This window comes from Parvularcula marina (assembly GCF_003399445.1).
Classification (GTDB): domain Bacteria; phylum Pseudomonadota; class Alphaproteobacteria; order Caulobacterales; family Parvularculaceae; genus Parvularcula; species Parvularcula marina.
Map to the genome: position 1 here is coordinate 1036338 of NZ_QUQO01000001.1, position 16293 is coordinate 1052630.

Annotated in this window: 16 protein-coding genes; 4 read left to right on the forward strand and 12 right to left on the reverse strand. The window is 60.3% G+C overall.

What is annotated here, in order from left to right; translation table 11 throughout:
- Positions 1-6: 6 nt before the first annotated feature.
- Positions 7-636, forward strand: coding sequence for a LabA-like NYN domain-containing protein (locus DX908_RS04800; RefSeq protein ID WP_233508634.1), 630 nt, complete (start codon positions 7-9; stop codon positions 634-636).
- Positions 629-1282: a uracil-DNA glycosylase gene (locus DX908_RS04805; RefSeq protein ID WP_199564585.1), complete on the forward strand. Its 654-nt coding sequence runs from the start codon at positions 629-631 to the stop codon at positions 1280-1282. The genes DX908_RS04800 and DX908_RS04805 overlap by 8 nt, the downstream gene beginning before the upstream one ends.
- Here DX908_RS04805 and thiD read toward each other — a convergent pair.
- The 10 genes from thiD to DX908_RS04855 all read right to left on the reverse strand — a co-directional run bounded on the left by thiD (position 1279) and on the right by DX908_RS04855 (position 12057).
- Positions 1279-2091 carry a bifunctional hydroxymethylpyrimidine kinase/phosphomethylpyrimidine kinase gene (gene thiD, locus DX908_RS04810; protein ID WP_116391288.1) on the reverse strand — a complete coding sequence of 271 codons (813 nt, stop codon included), beginning with the start codon at positions 2089-2091 and terminating at the stop codon, positions 1279-1281. The two genes, DX908_RS04805 and thiD, sit on opposite strands and share 4 nt — an antisense overlap.
- Complete coding sequence (locus tag DX908_RS04815; RefSeq protein ID WP_116391289.1) at positions 2088-2576, reverse strand: hypothetical protein; 489 nt, start codon at positions 2574-2576, stop codon at positions 2088-2090. The genes thiD and DX908_RS04815 overlap by 4 nt, the downstream gene beginning before the upstream one ends.
- Positions 2577-2578: 2 nt before the next feature.
- Positions 2579-3943, reverse strand: a complete 1365-nt coding sequence (gene glmM, locus DX908_RS04820; protein WP_116391290.1) for a phosphoglucosamine mutase — start codon at positions 3941-3943, stop codon at positions 2579-2581.
- Positions 3944-4019: 76 nt separating this feature from the next.
- A complete protein-coding gene (folP, locus tag DX908_RS04825; RefSeq protein ID WP_116391291.1) occupies positions 4020-4835 on the reverse strand; it encodes a dihydropteroate synthase in 816 nt (271 codons plus the stop codon).
- Positions 4832-5719, reverse strand: coding sequence for a subclass B3 metallo-beta-lactamase (bla, locus tag DX908_RS04830; protein WP_158548511.1), 888 nt, complete (start codon positions 5717-5719; stop codon positions 4832-4834). Before bla ends, folP begins: the two co-directional genes overlap by 4 nt.
- Positions 5719-6678: a hypothetical protein gene (locus tag DX908_RS04835; RefSeq protein ID WP_116391293.1), complete on the reverse strand. Its 960-nt coding sequence runs from the start codon at positions 6676-6678 to the stop codon at positions 5719-5721. The genes bla and DX908_RS04835 overlap by 1 nt, the downstream gene beginning before the upstream one ends.
- 86 nt (positions 6679-6764) lie before the next feature.
- On the reverse strand, positions 6765-7547 hold the full coding sequence (locus DX908_RS04840) for a hypothetical protein (protein ID WP_158548513.1): 783 nt from the start codon (positions 7545-7547) through the stop codon (positions 6765-6767).
- 202 nt (positions 7548-7749) lie between these two features.
- Positions 7750-9666 carry an ATP-dependent zinc metalloprotease FtsH gene (gene ftsH, locus DX908_RS04845; protein ID WP_116391295.1) on the reverse strand — a complete coding sequence of 639 codons (1917 nt, stop codon included), beginning with the start codon at positions 9664-9666 and terminating at the stop codon, positions 7750-7752.
- 52 nt (positions 9667-9718) lie between these two features.
- Positions 9719-11086, reverse strand: coding sequence for a tRNA lysidine(34) synthetase TilS (gene tilS / locus DX908_RS04850; protein WP_158548515.1), 1368 nt, complete (start codon positions 11084-11086; stop codon positions 9719-9721).
- Between the two features lie 44 nt (positions 11087-11130).
- Positions 11131-12057 (reverse strand): tetratricopeptide repeat protein, encoded by a 927-nt coding sequence (locus tag DX908_RS04855; RefSeq protein WP_116391297.1) that lies wholly within the window; start codon positions 12055-12057, stop codon positions 11131-11133.
- Between the two features lie 171 nt (positions 12058-12228).
- Here DX908_RS04855 and DX908_RS04860 point away from each other — a divergent pair, with 171 nt between their 5' ends.
- Positions 12229-13872: a chloride channel protein gene (locus DX908_RS04860; protein WP_116391298.1), complete on the forward strand. Its 1644-nt coding sequence runs from the start codon at positions 12229-12231 to the stop codon at positions 13870-13872.
- Positions 13873-13926: 54 nt separating this feature from the next.
- Here DX908_RS04860 and DX908_RS04865 read toward each other — a convergent pair whose 3' ends face one another.
- Positions 13927-14238: a hypothetical protein gene (locus DX908_RS04865; RefSeq protein WP_116391299.1), complete on the reverse strand. Its 312-nt coding sequence runs from the start codon at positions 14236-14238 to the stop codon at positions 13927-13929.
- 108 nt (positions 14239-14346) lie between these two features.
- Entirely contained in the window at positions 14347-15018 is a 672-nt protein-coding gene (locus tag DX908_RS04870; RefSeq protein WP_116391300.1) for a glutathione S-transferase family protein, read from the reverse strand.
- A 135-nt stretch (positions 15019-15153) separates the two neighbouring features.
- On the opposite strand from DX908_RS04870, the gene DX908_RS04875 reads away from it, so the two are divergent.
- A complete protein-coding gene (locus DX908_RS04875) occupies positions 15154-16200 on the forward strand; it encodes an endonuclease/exonuclease/phosphatase family protein (protein WP_116391301.1) in 1047 nt (348 codons plus the stop codon).
- Positions 16201-16293: the final 93 nt, after the last annotated feature.

The window sequence follows — 16293 nt, forward strand, 5'->3', positions numbered from 1 at the left end:
GATAATATGACTGACTGGATGGGTCTCGATCCTGATGACCGTACCGCAATTTTCATTGACGGCGCCAATTTATACAAAACCGCTCGCAATTTGGGCTTTGACATCGATTACAAGCGCCTGCTGCAGAAAACGCGGTCAGAGACGCGCCTTGTCCGGGCCTATTACTATACGGCGATGCAGGAAGACCGGGATCAGGATTACTCCCCGCTCCGGCCGCTCGTCGATTGGCTCGACTATAATGGCTACCAGCTGAAGACGAAGATCGCGCGCGAATTTGTCGATGCGCAGGGGCGCAAACGCTATCGCGGCAATGTCGATATCGAGCTGGCTGTTGACCTCGTCATGATGGCACCAAAGCTCGACTGCATCGTCCTCTTCACCGGCAATGGCGATTTCCGCCATGCGATCGCCAAGGTGCAGGAACAGGGCTGCCGGGTCGTCTGTGTCTCAACAACAGGGACCCAACCGCCCATGGCGAGCGACGAAATCCGCCGCCAGGCTGACCAGTTCGTCGACCTCACCGATCTCGAAGATGTCATCGCCCGTAAGTCGGCCCCGCCGCAGCGGCGTGAGTCGAATGACGACGAGATCGAAGATGATGATTATGCGGAGGAGTTCAGCGGGTCCGATGGCTGAGCCATCCCTGCCTGCCGAGCCGCCCCGCGACTGCCCTCTCTGCCCCCGCCTTGCTGAGTTTCGTGCAGCAACGGCCGTCGAGCATCCTGACTGGTTCAACGGCGCCGTCCCTTCCTTTGCCGCCGCTGGCGGGGATGAGACGGTCCGTGTGCTTATCGTCGGACTGGCGCCGGGGCTACAGGGCGCGAACCGCACGGGCCGCCCCTTTACCGGCGATTGGGCCGGTGACCTTCTTTATGCCACGCTGCTCGATCATGGTCTGGCGCGCGGGGTCTATGACCAGCGGCCGGATGATGGGCTGGAGCTGATCGGCACGATGATCACCAATGCGGTGCGCTGCGTGCCGCCCCAGAACAAGCCGACGGGCCCGGAGATCAATCAGTGCCGCCCGTTCCTGATCCGCCGGATCGAAACCCTGCCCAATCTTGAGGTCATGATTGCGCTGGGCAAAATCGCCCATGACTCCGTCATTCGCGCAATGGGCGCAAAGCTGAAGGATCATCCCTTCGGTCATGGCACGGAGTATCAACTTGAAGGGCCTAACGGCCCCTTGCGTCTGCTCTCCAGCTATCACTGCTCGCGATACAACACGAATACCGGCCGCCTGACGCCGGAGATGTTCGCGGATGTGTTTCGGATGATCTAACGGGGACGGAAGGTGCCGTCCTCGCGTTCAATCATTGCATGATTGAGCGGGCCGTGGCCTTTGCCGAGGCCCGCCGCGTGCTCAATGGCTGCCGACACATATGCGACCGCGCGGCGGCAGGCTTCTGGCCTGCTCATGCCCTGCGCCACCCCTGCCGCAATCGCCGATGCGAGCGAGCAACCCGTGCCATGGGTGTTGCGGCTGACGAAGCGTGGATGGGAGAAGACCGTCCGCAGCCCCACTTCGAAATAGAAATCCTCAACCGGATCGCCCGTCAGGTGTCCCGCCTTGGCCATGATGCCAGTCGCGCCCATATCGGCAAGCTTTGCGCAGGCAACGGCAAAGCCGTCCGTATCGTGAATGACGAGGCCGGTCAGCATTTCTGCTTCCGGCACATTCGGCGTGAGGATGGTGGTGCGCGGCAGAAATTCATCGCGGATCAGCGCGGCGACGCTGTCATCGCCGAGGGCATCCCCGCTGGTCGCGACCAGCACGGGGTCGAGAATGAGCGGGATGTCCGGCCATGGCGCCAGCGCTTTCAGGATCGCCTCGCCCGCCCCGCGCGTGCCGATCATGCCGATCTTGATCGCGTCCGCCCCGATATCACTGAGGACGACCCGGATCTGATCCGCGACTGCCTCATCGGGCACGGGATGGACGGCATGCACCTTCTCCGTATCCTGAACAGTAATCGCGGTGATGGCCGTCGCCGCATAGGCGCCCAGCGCCGTCACCGTCTTGATATCAGCCTGGATCCCCGCGCCTCCACCGGAATCAGATCCCGCTATGATGAGCACCCGGGGCGTCATTTGCGCCGACCGAACCAAACAAAGACAAGTCCGATCAAAAGCTGAATCACACAACTCACAATCACGCCATATTCATAGAAGGCATCAGGCTCCGCACTGTGGTTGCTTGCAGCGGATCGCAACCAGCCCCAGACAGCGTGCCCCCAATAGGTCAGATCGATCAGCGCACCGGCAGCGAAGAACGCCCCCAGCAAGACAAAGCCCGCCTTTTCAACGTCGAGAGTCGCCAACTCAAGCGACATTTCATCCGCATCCGGGACAATCTTGACGGCTAGCCATGACGCACCCAAGAAGAGCCCGAGACCCAAGCCGAAAAGGGTGAGCGCTGAAGTGAGCGTAGGTATGCTCATCCAGTAAAGATTGGACATATATTCAGGAGCCGGACTGGCGAGAGAAATCAACGCGCCCGTCGTTGTGGCCATGCCCCAGACCATCGCCGCGACACCGCCAAGCCGAAGGAGCGTTGTGACCAGCCCCCGCATCATCCCTACACCGCAGCTTCGATCGCGGCGCAGATATCCCCGACGACACGTTTGACGAGGGCTTCGTCTTCGCTCTCCGCCATCACACGGATGACAGGCTCAGTGCCTGATTTGCGGATCACGGTGCGGCCTTTGTCACCGAGCGCCGCTTCCGCATCGGCAATCGCCTTCTGGACTTTCTTGTCTTCGAGCGGCTCGCCACGCTTGTAGCGGACATTTTTGAGAAGGTTCGGGAAAGGCTCGAATTTCGAGCAGACTTCCGAGACCGGCGCGCCAGCCTGCGCAACGACATTGAGGATCTGCAGCGCGGTGACGAGGCCATCGCCGGTCGTAGCGTAGTCACTGAGCACGACGTGCCCGGACGGCTCGCCGCCGACATTGATGTCGCGAGCCCGCATCTGCTCAACGACATAGCGGTCGCCGACTTTCGTGCGCAGGAGCTCCAGCCCCAGCGTGCCGAGATATTTCTCAAACCCCATATTAGACATGACGGTCGCGACGACCCCGCCGCCGCGCAGCAATCCTTCTGCATGCAGAGAATGGGTGATGGTCGCAAGGATCTGGTCGCCATCGACGATCCGCCCGCGCTCATCGACGATGATCACGCGGTCCGCATCGCCATCGAGCGCGATGCCGATATCGGCGCGGTATTCGAGCACCATGTCCTGCAGCTTACGCGGCGCGGTCGAGCCGACATTGCGGTTGATGTTAAAACCGTCCGGTTCCGCCCCAATAGTCTTCACCTCAGCGCCAAGCTCATAAAGCACGGTCGGCGCCACCTTGTAGGCCGCCCCATTCGCGCAATCGAGCACGACGCGAAGACCGTCGAGCGTCAGCCGCCGCGGCAGGGTCGATTTGGCAAATTCGATATAGCGCGCGCCCGCATCCTCGATACGTTTGGCACGGCCCAGCTCGCTTGAGGGAACAAGACCCGCTTCGGTGCCGTCCTCCATCAGCTTTTCGATCTGCAACTCGGTCTGGTCAGACAGCTTGAAGCCATCCGGCCCAAAGAACTTGATCCCATTGTCATGATACGGATTATGAGAGGCGGAGATCATCACGCCGAGATCCGCCCGCATCGAGCGGGTGAGGAGCGCCGTGGCCGGGGTCGGCAGCGGCCCGAGCAGGATGACATCCATCCCGGCTGCGATCAGCCCGGCGGTCAGCGCCGGCTCGATCATATAGCCTGAAAGCCGCGTATCCTTGCCGATGACAACCCGGTGGCGGTGCTGGCCGCGCCTAAAGACCCGGCCCGCGGCAATCCCCAGCCGCATCAGCTGATCAGGCGAGAGCGCGCCGGTATTGGCCATGCCGCGCACGCCGTCCGTACCGAAAATCTTGCGTTCAAAGGGCTGGTCGTCGCCGCGCATGGAATGGCTCCTCCGTCAGGTATGTGCCCGTTACCACACACCCTTTAGCGCTCAAACATTGAGGAAGCTTTGCCTGTTAACTTCGCGTTTCCAATGCTTTCGTAACCGCGAGCGCCTGCCGGGTCGCGGCCACGTCATGCACCCGGAACCAGCTTGCGCCCTGCCGCCAGGCGGCGATCACCGCCGCAAGCGAGCCGCCAAGCCGTTCGTCGGCGTCTCCGCCCCGATCGAGACTTGCAATGAAGCGCTTTCGCGAGGCGCCCAGCATGACCTCACAGCCAAGATCGGTAAACGCGGCCATGTGCCGAATCAGCGCCACATTGTGCTCTACCGTCTTGCCGAACCCGATACCGGGATCCACGATCAACCGGTCGCGGGGAATGCCTGCCGCCTCGCAGGCCGCAACGCGGGCGGCCAGATAGTCCCGCACCTCAGAGACGACATCGTCATAATGCGGATCGTCCTGCATGGTTTCTGGCGTGCCGCGGGCATGCATCAGGATGACGGGCACGCCGAGACGCGCCGCCATTTTAAGACTGTCGGGCGCGAATTCCAGCGCCGTCACATCATTCCAGATATGTGCGCCTGCCCCGATGGCGGCTTCTGCCACGCGAGGTTTGCGCGTGTCGATGGAGAGGCGGACGCCGTCGTTCAGATGCGGGACCAGCGCCTCGATGACGGGCAGGACACGGTCCATTTCTTCGTTCTCGGAAACTGGCGCAGCGCCGGGCCTTGTTGACTCACCGCCAATATCGAGGACATGCGCGCCCTCCTCCATCAGCCGCAATCCATGGGCAAGCGCATGATCACGCGAGGCAAACCGTCCGCCATCGGAGAAACTGTCGGGCGTCACATTGATGATGCCCATCAGGGTGGGCACCGGCAGACTCATTGCCCCGCCTCAGCGGTCTGGTTTTTGAGCGCCTTTTCGAACTCTTCTTCCAGCCGCGACATCATGCGGGTGAAGAGTTCGGTATTCCGGTAGGCATCGGGCTCGCCCGCTTCGGCTTTCAGGCGTTCGGCCATCAGGTTCGAGAAGCCCGGATGGTTGGCAACGAAGATATCCGGCTGCCAATCCTTCGTCACACGGAAGGTTTTGCGGTAATCCTCGACAATGCCCTCATATTGCGGCGGAGCGAGCCGGTTGGCCGCGACCGTCGCGCTGCAGAAAATGAGAAGGTCAAGCGCCTCCCCGCCCTCCTCAATGCTCGTCCACCAGGAGGTGCAGCCCGGCGAGTGCCCCGGGGTCAGCCTTGCCGTCAGGGTAATGTCACCGAGGTGGATCTCTTCTCCATCCGTCAGGACACGGTCGACCTTGACCGGCGGCGCATTGAAGGCCGCATTGTCCTCGGCCCCGACATAAAAGCCGCCTTCGAGCTGGGAGACATCCTCAGACATGGCCCAGAACTCAGCCCCGGTGACATCCTTGATGTAAGCGAGCCCGCCCGAATGATCGAAATGCGCATGGGTGTTCAGCAGGACCTTCACATCGGCGGGGTCAAAGCCCAGCGAGCGGATGCTGTCGAGCACCTGATCTTCAAAGCCCGGCAGGCCGCCATCGATCAGGATATGCCCGTCCTCACCCGTGATGAGGAAGATGCCGAGGCCCTCCGTGCCGACAAAATGGACATTCCCGGCAATGCGAAAAGGATCGACCGGTTTGACCCAGCCCGGATTACCCGCTGCCCAGATCGATTTTGGACGCGGCGCCTCTTCGGCTCCGGCAGAGACGGGAAGGCAGATGGCGAGCGTTGCGAAGAGAAGTGTTCTGATCATTACCTGTTGCGGATAGCAGCCCATGCGCCACCCAACCAGCCGAATGAGACAAGATTAAGGGCAATCATGAAAAACAGGCTGGCGCCGAGGGTGACGACCAGCATGACCGCACCCAGTATCTTGCCTGCCATAGAGCCATCACCGAATTGCAGGCCCAAGCCCCCTGCCGTCAGCGACAGGATGAAGAGGATCAGCCAGAAGGCAAGGATGCAGGCGATGACGAGGATCTTCACAATGATCAGCGAGCCGATCAGGCGGAAGAAATTCCCGCCCGTCGCGCCGAGCGCGGCACCAACGCTAAAGCGGTCTTCGATGGCGGCGGCGGGAATGATCATCAGTGAGCGCAGCGTCACCCAAAGCATCACCAGCAGGAACAGCCATGGCAGGACATAAAGCACCCAGCCAATCGTGACGTCGCCGCGGAACAGGATCGACGACGCGATCCAGACCGTTCCCCAATAGAGCCCTGCGGTAATCGTGATCATCGCAATCGCATAGCAAATATAGACAAGGACCAGACGCGTCTCGATCCCGGTCCAGCGCCAGTAGAAGTAGCCCTTGGGCAACTCGGTATCCCCTGCCGCCACCCGGAATAAAAGCACACTCATCGGCACGAAGACGATCCCGCCTAGCATCATGACAAGCAAGCCGGGCAGGATGTTCAGCAGGCTGACCTCACCGACATATTCCTCGAAAATGGCCTCGACCTCGGCCTCGCTGATAAAGGCATCAAGCGGGCTGACCGCGAGAGCGGAGCGCGCCTCCATCTCGTCAATCAGCGCAAGAACCGCATCGGGAAAACCCGGAATATTAAAGAGCAGCAGCGCAAAACCCGCGATCATCAGCGCCAGAAAGACAATGAAGGACGGCCAGCCGAGCCGGATCGCCGGCCATACATGCCGGAGAGAGAACTGGATTGACTGGACCGCCGTCTCGGCGATGGGAAGTTTACGCGACATATCTGCCCCCGGCGCCACCTTGCCTCGCCGCTAAACGATAACGCATCTGCTGCGCCTGCGCCATGGGGCACGCACGGCGGATGCACTCAGTCCGCAAATTGCGCATCCGCGACCGTCAGGCTGTCCGGATTGTTGAACCGCTGCCAGACGAGGCCGCCCAAAACGATATACACAAGCGAGAAGAAGAAGCTGACAATGGCCGACAAGGTCATGATCAGGATGTTGCCGAGACTCCAGCCTTCGAATGTCAGTGGTGTCAGTGAGAGCAGGAGACCGAGGACGAGTGCCGCCAGATATACAAGGATCTGAGCGACGATCATGGCAAGCATCAGGGCAATCTGCACGCCCAGTAAACGCCAGAAATAGCCTTTGGTCTGGTCGAACGCTTTGCCGAATTGGATCCGGCCTTCGATCGCGACAGATGGCAAGATCAAGAGAGACCTCACCATGAACCACATGAGAAGCAGGGCGAAGCCCCCGAAGCCGACGAATTGAAGAGCCGTCATGACTGCTGCCGAGACACTCATCAGGCTGCAAATAAAGGTGAGCACCATAAAAGGCACCAACGCCCCCAGACCCGCGAAGCAAACCAGCAGCACCAGCAGGATGGTCGCGAGCAGAAATTTCGTCTCGCGGTTGCCCCATTTCAGATAAAGAATGCCTCCGGGAATTTCCGCTTCATTGGCGGCTACCTGATAATGGCGAACGATTGTGGGGATCAGGACGATCCAGCCGAAAAACGACAGGGCCACCCCTTTTACCCAGGACGCCCAGTCAGTGATCACCGACTCATTCCAGCTTATTTCGGTGGTGCTCATCTCCATGAAGATTGCACTCGGCACCATGAGCAGAATGGCGGGCCAGCCCATTCGGACGAAATTCGCAAGCTGCTCTAGCGAGAGCCCCAGGCTTTCACCCGCCAGATCGCCGACTTTAATCTTGGGTTGCATGACCGCCCCTCTCCCAATCTATACGATTGGTAACATGAAGGAGCCTGACGTCAATCGCGGCAGCAAAAAGAAAAAGAGCGGCCCCGCGAGGCCGCTCTTCTTTATCTAATGTCTGTGACCGTTACGCGCCTTGCGGTTCGGGACCGCCAACGCCTTCGGAGCCGCCTTCATGATGGGGTCCGGCTGTCGGCACGGAGCTTGGTGGCGGGGTCGGCGTGTCGCCCGGATCATCGCGGATGATCTTCTCACCCTTGAGGAGCTTGCCGATCTCTTCGCCCGTCAGGGTCTCATATTCGAGCAGACCCTCTGACAGTTTGATCCAGTCCTCATTCTTCTCTTCGGCAAGGATCCGGCGCGCCGTTTCATAGCCTTCATTGACGAGGCCGCGGATCTCATCCTCGATCTTGCGCGCGGTCTCCGGCGACAGCGATTTCGACCGGGCAATGCTCTGCCCAAGGAAGACTTCGCCTTCATCCTCGGAATAGGCAATCGGCCCCAGCTCATCGGACAGGCCATATTGGGTGACCATCGCGCGGGCGATCTTTGTTGCCTGCTCAATGTCAGAGGACGCACCAGAGGTGACATTGTCCTTGCCGAATTTGAGTTCCTCGGCGACCCGTCCGCCCATCAGGATGGCCAGCCGCGAAGTCATTTCGATCTTCGACATCGAGAAGCGGTCGCGTTCGGGAAGCTGCATCACCATGCCGAGCGCACGGCCCCGCGGGATGATGGTCGCCTTGTGAACAGGGTCCGTCTTCGGCACGTTCAGCGCAACGATAGCGTGGCCCGCCTCGTGATAGGCAGTCAGCGCCTTTTCATCCTCGGTCATGACGGTCGAGCGACGCTCCGCCCCCATCATGATCTTGTCTTTGGCGTCCTCGAACTCCTTGTTCGTGACCATGCGCTTGCCGCGCCGGGCCGCAAGCAGGGCCGCCTCATTGACGAGGTTTGCGAGGTCCGCGCCCGAAAAGCCCGGCGTGCCGCGAGCAATCGCGCGAATATTCACATCAGGGCCAAGCGGCACTTTCTTGATATGCACACCGAGGATTTTCTCGCGGCCGACAAGGTCAGGGTTCGGCACGACGACCTGACGGTCAAAGCGGCCGGGGCGCAGAAGCGCCGGGTCCAGAACATCGGGCCGGTTAGTCGCGGCGATCAGGATGATGCCTTCATTGGCCTCAAACCCGTCCATCTCGACGAGAAGCTGGTTCAGCGTCTGCTCGCGTTCGTCATTGCCGCCGCCAAGGCCGGCACCCCGTGAGCGGCCGACCGCATCGATCTCGTCAATGAAGATGATGCAGGGCGCGTTCTTTTTTGCCTGCTCGAACATGTCGCGCACCCGGCTCGCGCCGACGCCCACGAACATTTCAACGAAGTCCGAGCCCGAAATCGTGAAGAAAGGCACATTCGCCTCGCCTGCAATCGCGCGGGCAAGCAGCGTCTTACCGGTACCCGGTGGGCCGACGAGCAGCGCGCCTTTGGGGATCTTGCCGCCAAGGCGCTGGAATTTCATCGGATCACGGAGATATTCGACGATCTCTTCAAGCTCTTCTTTCGCTTCATCGATGCCGGCGACATCGTCAAAGGTGACCCGGCCATGCCGTTCGGTCAGCAGCTTGGCTTTCGACTTGCCAAAGCCCATGGCCCGGCCCGACCCCGCCTGCATCTGGCGGGAGACGAAATAGATCAGCCCGAAAATCAGGATGAAGGGGATGAGATTGATCAGGATAGAGAGCAGAAGCGGCATCTGCTCTTCGGGCACCACCGTGACCGGCACCTGAGCGTCGTAAAGGACGTCAGCGGCATTCGCGCCATCGGGCACGACCGCAACGAAGCGCTCACCGCTTGAGAGGAAGCCCGAGACGATATTCTCGTCGATCTCCGCCCGGCGGATGCCGTCATTGGCAACCTGCTCACGGAAATCCGAATAGCTCAGCTCCGTCACCTGCCCATTGGGCGTCGTGTTCGAGAACACGTAGAGCAGCATCAGGGCGACAATCAGCATCAAGCCCCAGACCATCCAGTGGCGACCGTTCATGTAGTGTCCTTCTCTAACCGGGCGTGGGAGCGCCCCGTATCATCAAAGCCGTTCAAAAGCGGATAACGCGGCCCGAGAATCGTTCCTCGAGCAGGCTGTCCGCCTTAAATGTTCCCACATTATCTAGGAAGGCCTCGGCCTGCTTCCAACCGGAAAGCGCCGCGGCAATGAAATCCTGGCAGGCCGCAGGGATGTGGGAGAGTGCGTCCCCGCGAGTGAGACAAGGTAACGTCGAAATGCGCTTACGATCCAGTGTCGATGTCGCAATGTCACGCGGAATCAGCGCGCCAAGGGGTTTTATGACGGTGACCTCGGCGATGCCCTCCGGCACATGCACAATAAACCGCCGGTCATAGAGGTGCTTTTCGCCTGCTTTGACAGCGATCGGCTCAAAGCCCCCTGCCCCGCCGGCCCGGCCCAGAAGGGCAGCGGGCTCGCGGAAGATAAATGCATCATGGAGCCCGTAAGCGAGGATGACGCCAGAAATAGTGGAAACTGAATATCGACGCCCAACAGTTTCAATCTGTCCGGCGTCATTATGAAAGAGATCACCGTATCTTGTCGGCATGGTAGAGGATCCAGACACGGCATGAACGGCCTCAATGACAGCACCGTCTTGGAACCCACTGTTTGAACTGAAGCTCTCCAAAAATTGGACTGATGCATCCACGTGTGATTTGCGCATGTAAATCTGAGACGCTTCCACATTACGAGCGGCTTCGATCCTGTTCAGTTCTGCGGCTTCTTCAGCCGTCCGGCAAAGCGCCTCGACCGTCAGCAGATCCTGTTGTTCGAGCGCGGCGAGGAGCGCGCGGATACGTACCCGCTCAAAGCGGTCATCCTCGTTTGAGGGATCATAGCTGACCGGCAGGTCATGAGCCTCAGCATAGCTTTGCGTCTCGGTGCGCCGCACCCCGAGCAGAGGCCGGTAGAGCGTCACCGGCTCGCCCGCCCCGCCTGCGATCAGGCGGGTCTCGGGCATCCCCGCAAGGCCCTGGCCTGACCCGCGGCGCAACCGCATGAAGACGGTCTCTGCCTGATCATCAGCTGTATGCGCGGTGACGAGGGTTTCGAGCCCGAGCCTGTTGCAGGCGTCGCAGAGCAGCCGATAGCGCGCGGTGCGGGCATTGGCCTGAAGGTTTCCCTTACTCCGCTCATCCCGGACGGGCGCAGCCCGATCCGGGACCTCATGACGCTGAGGGAGACCCCCGCTTTCGCGGGGATGAGCGGCAGAAGTCCAAACAAGTGTCTCATGGCTGATGCCCCGGGCCGCGCACCATTCAGCGACTTTTGCCGCTTCATACGCTGCTTCAGGCCGGAGGCCATGATCGACCGTCAGCGCGATGATTGGGACGTTTTTCTCATGCAATACATGAAGAAGGGCGAAGCTGTCCGCTCCGCCCGAGACGGCGACCGCCACCGGCTCTCCCGGCGGCAGCGCCCAGTCGAATTTCAGGTCAGCCGTCAGTTGCAGACCGCAGCTGCGCGCTCTTCGGCATATTTGGTGGCAAGGCGCTGTTCCATGTTCGGGAACTTCTTGAGCCCTGCATTGAAGACGCGGCAGGCCTCTTCAGGCCGGTTGAGGCGGGTGAAGGCGATGCCGAGCTTCAGATACGCCTCGGGCGAGCGTGGATCGTCCTTATAATTCGACACATGGTCGAGGAAGATGCGCGCCGCTTCGCCATTCGCGCCGGTCGCCAGATAGATCTCACCGAGCATGAATTTGGCTTCTGCCGTCTGGGTCGCCTCGGGGAATTTGGCGACAAAGGCTTCAAGCTTGGCTTCGGCCGTCTCGTAATCGGCAGCCAGCACCGACTGATAAGCCTCATCATAGGCACGGTCGGGATCGTCCGGCAGCATGACAGTCGGCGTCATCGGGCCTTCGGGCTCGCCTGTATCTTCGCCGCTCAACAGATCGACCGGCCCACCGGTCGTGCCGCGATCGGGATTGTCGATGCCGTCAATGCCAGGCAGCCGGCTTGGCGCGCCGAATTCCGGCGACCCTGCGCCTTCGAGACGCTCAATGATCTCCTGCTGACGCTCCAGCCGGTAGGCGAGCTCCTCAACCCGGCCGGTCAGCTCGGCAATCGACTGCTCAAGCTGAAGAACGCGAATTGATGTGTCCGCAGCGGACGGCCCGTCTGGCGGGAGAACCGCGCCAGAGGGAAAATTCTGGGTGCCGCCCAGCGGACGCTGCGGGCCTTCTACTGAATAAAGTGCGCCCTGCAGGTCGCGGAGCTGGTTTTCGAGCCGGATGAGGCGCTCCTCGACCCGGTCTCCGCGAGCGGCGGCTGGATTTGCCTGAACCTGCGCGACCGCGCTGCCTCCCATCATGGAGGTCAGAAGGGCAGCCGCAATTCCGGCCCGGACAGTGTAAGAAAGACGAAACATGAAATACCCCTGATTCTCTCTTGCCTTTTACCATAGAGGAGACTGCGGCAAAGGGATGGCACGAAACCCCACATTCTTTTCACAAAGATGTCATCTGCCCGCATGCGTGACGCAAAGGCCACTCACGATCTGACTGACAGTCCTATCAAAGCATGATAGCGGCGATTCTCCATGACATCAGCGCCACTCGAACGGATCAGGCTTTGGCTACGCCATTCGGCGGAGCGGGCAGAATCCGTCTCCAACATGAAGGTCTGGCTGCTGGCCGCCGCTGTCGGTGTGCTGGTGTCTTATGGTGTCATCCTTTTCACGATCGCCGTCGAAGCGCTGACAACCTGGGCCTATGGCGAAGGAACGAGCCTACTGGCGCAGGGCGCGCGAGGGCTTGAGCCATGGCGGGCCTTCCTTGTGCCGGTCGTCGGGGGACTGATCGTTGGCGCGATCTTGTGGCTAGCCCAGCGGTTCCATATCCTCCCCGATATCCGCTGTCAGGGTGTTGCCGAAGTTATCGAAGCCCGCGCGAGCCCGCCGGGGCATGTGAGCCTTGCCGGCGGTGCGGCGAACACGATTGCGGCAGGCGTTGCTCTGGGTTTTGGCGCCAGTGCCGGGCGCGAGGGGCCGCTCGTCCTGATGGGTGGCTCGATGGCAACCTTCCTTGCCCGGAGGTTCAAGCTATCGGCAAAAGATGCCCGTACCCTGCTCGGCTGCGCTGCCGCAGCAGCAGTCTCGGCTGCCTTTAACGCACCAATCGCAGGCGTCCTATTCGCGCTAGAAGTCGTTCTGTCGAATTACGCGCTCTCGATCTTCGGCCCCGTCACCCTGTCGAGTGTCGTCTCCCTACTGATCGCTCAATCGCAGCTAGGCGATGTCCACCGCTTCGACATCCCCGCCTATGCGAGTGCCGCGCCCTATGACATTCCGCTCGGCGCTGTCCTCGGCCTGATCTGCGGAGCTGTCGCCTGGTCCTTCCTTCAGACGGCGGCCAAGGGCCGGAAAATGTCCCGCCAGTTGATCGCCAAGCGGCGGGTACCGGCCTTCCTCCTCCCCGTCATCGCAGGCGTCGGGATGGGCGTCATCGGTATTTTCCTGCCCGAAGTGTTGGGCTTCGGCTATGAAGCCACATCTCAGGCGCTCAACGGAAATTATTCGCTCTCCCTGCTGACGATCCTTCTCGTCGCCAAGCTATTCGCCACCGTCCTCTGCCTCTCCTGCAGGTTCGGCACGGGGGTCTTCTCCGGCGGCATTTATCTTGGTGCGATTTCCGGGGCTGCCTTCGGCATCGCCCTTTCCTTCATCTTCCCGGACTCCGCCGTCGCCAATCCGACCTTTTTTGCAATGATTGGCATGGGCGCCGTCTCTGGCGCGATCATCGGTGCACCTATCTCAACAACGCTGATCGTTTTTGAGATCACCGGTGACTATCAGATGACCGCCGCTCTGATGATTGCCGTCGGCATCGCCAGCGTCATGGTGCAGGTCTTCTTTGGGTCCTCCTGGTTCCACTACCAGCTGAACCAACGCGGCTATGATCTCTCCCACGGACCTCAAGGGGTGATCCTCAATACGATCCGTGTGCGCGATGTCATGCGGGCAATGCCCCCAGATGCCGCGCCGCTGGAAGAAGATGCACCTCGGCTGCTCGCCAACCAGACATTGGGTGAGGCACTGGCCCAGATGACTGATCTGGGGCTCGACGGCATGCCGGTCGTCGCGGACAAGGATGATGCAAGGATTGTCGGGACGCTGACACAGATCCGGGCGCTGCGGACCTATAACTCGGCCCTTGTTGAGAGCCATATCGAACATCACAGATAGCAAAAACCGGCCGCCTCCCCCCAGAGACTGCCGGTTACATCACTGCCATAGTGATTAGCGGGCGTCGGCGACGACAATCGTGTCTTCCGTATCCGTATCATTGCTGGCGTAGTCCGAGTAATCAGGGCGGATCGTCGAGTGGTCTTCGACCGCAGCGAATTTCTCTTCCAGCTCATAGCTCGGCGTTGCCAGACGGACAGCAAAATCAGTGCTCGCCTGCATCGTGAACTCGGCGACATTGGCAGAAACATCTGCCGGATCGACTTCGGTTTCCTGAGCAGAAGCAGCGCTCAGGCTCTGGCCGACAAAGATGGCGGCGATGACGCTGGCGGCGATAACGACGTTGCGGTTGGTGATGGCGGTCATGGGTCTCTTTCCTGTTTGCCGCAGGTCGTTGCGACACCATTATGGTTAACCCAAGAGAGCCAGCTCGACTGTGACGAGCATCACCGGAAAGACAAGTTTCAGCGGATGTCAGATCGGCGCGTAATCATAGCGGCCGCCAACCGCCAGCGCCTTCTGATAGGCAGGCCGCGCCTGTATCGCCCGGACATAGCGCAGGACATGGCCATAACGCTTGGCGTTCGGGAAGCGCGACAGCGACGTTTCCAGCGTGAAGATCATCATGACATCGGCGCCCGTCGGATGATCACCTGCAAAGAACTCATTCTCGGCCAGATGCGCATCCGCCAGCCCCAGATAACGCTCCGACCGCGGCAGAATGAAGTTCTGGTGCACGGCCTTCGACGCCTTGTTCAGGATCGGCCGGATCAGCCCCGGCGCTGATTGCGGCATGCGCGAGAAGACCAGCGACATGAAGGAGAAAGGCTGCAGCGTCGATTCGGCAAAATGCAGCCAGTAAAGATAGTCCGTATAATGCGGGCTGTCCGGCCCAGGACGCCATTTCTCGTCCCCCACTTTCGCAAGCAGATATTCGGTGATCGCCCCGCTCTCGGCCAGCGTCACCCCGCCATCCTCGATCACCGGCCAGCCGCCGGAGGGATGCACCCGCGTCTGCTCCTCAGGCCCCAGCATGGTCTTCGGATCGCGCAGCGAGGTGATAAGCTGATACTCCACCCCGAGCTCCTCAAGGAGCCAGAGGATGCGCATGGAACGGGAATTCTCAAGGTGATGAAGCGTGATCATGCCGCCATTTGTGCGGGATCACGTCGCCGCGCGCAAGCAATCTCCCCTCACGACCCTGAGATTGATCTGCACTAGGGGGTCGCCCACGCAGGCGAATTTGCCTACTTCGAAGACGGACCAAAGCGGGGGTGAGCCATGGCCTATTACCAGTCGATCAGGCGGGATCGGAAAACCTATCCCTTGGGCAATCAGGCACCGGGACAGGCCGGTTGGATCGCCCAGCGTCTCTTGCGCCTGCGGGCCATGCTCAATGGCGATATCATCTCCCGGCGCGATCCGAATTCGCTGATCGTCGGGTCATGGAACATCAAACACTTCGATGGCGGCCGGAAACGCCTGCCCGAGAGCTATCACTACATCGCCGAGATCATCGATCATTTCGACATCTGCGCCATTCAGGAGGCAAAGGACATGGAGGCGCTGCGACGGCTCAAAGGCCTGCTCGGGCCGAACTGGGATTTCTTCGTGAATGATCAGACCACGGGCCATGCAGGCAATGACGAGCGCATGGCCTATTTCTTCAACCGCAATAAAGTCCGCTTCAACAATCTGATTGGCGAGCTGGTTTATCCGCGCGACGAACTGTTGAACGGGGAGCAGCCGAGCAGGACGCCTTTCTTTGCCTCCTTTCAGGCCGGATGGTTCCACTTCACGCTTTGCTCCGCCCACATTGTTTCAGAAGACAAGCCCGGCAAACCGACGCGCCAGCAGGAAATCGCCCTCATCGGCAAGACGCTGAAAGAGCGGGCCGAGCGCGAGGACGAAGTCCATATCTTCATGGGTGACTTCAATCAGGATGACATGGATGATGCCGGCCTCGTTGACCTGAAGAATATGGGCTATGTCATTCCTGACTTCGGGCCCACCAATCTGGGGGCGGATAAAAAGCATTTCGACCACATCACCTTTATCGGTCCGCAGGATGAAGGCGATCTGATGGAAAGTGGCCGGGTCGACTGGCATGAGGCGGTCTATACCGAAACGGATCGCGACGCCTATCAGCAGATCGCCGCCGAGATCCGCGATGCGCCAAATACCGGCATTCCCTATAATAACTGGTCGTCCTTTTATTCGCGATGGCGCACGGATGAAATGTCCGATCACCTGCCGATCTGGATTGAAATTCGCACGGATTACTCGAATCGCTATCTCCGCGCGATTACCGAGTTGGGGAATGAGTGAGGTAGGTCATTCTCTCAACCCGCGCATCCCCGCGCAGGCGGGGATCTGCATCCGATCTTCCTCTCTCTCATTTCTCAAAGAGAACGAGCTTAA